The organism is Actinomycetospora sp. TBRC 11914, assembly GCF_012933465.1.
Taxonomy (GTDB): Bacteria; Actinomycetota; Actinomycetes; order Mycobacteriales; family Pseudonocardiaceae; genus Actinomycetospora.
Map to the genome: position 1 here is coordinate 1 of NZ_JABBND010000063.1, position 205 is coordinate 205.

Below are 205 nucleotides of genomic sequence, written 5' to 3' on the forward strand. Positions count from 1 at the left end.
CGGCGACCCCGCACGCCGCACCGAGGGCGTCCCACAGCCCGGCGTACCAGTCGTGGAACTGGCCGTCGAAATCACCGCGGGCATCGCCCTCCCCCCGCGGATACACCCGGGTCGCGCCGGCGGCCTCGAGGCGCTGGTCGACCAGGGTCGGGATCGCCTGATACGTCGAGGCCCAGTCCCGGTTGCCGCACCCGAACACCGTGTA

General features: G+C 73.2%; 1 protein-coding gene. It reads right to left on the reverse strand.

The features are described from left to right. Positions 1-205: flavodoxin domain-containing protein (locus HH311_RS30825; RefSeq protein ID WP_169187551.1), on the reverse strand; the 205-nt coding region annotated here is incomplete at both ends.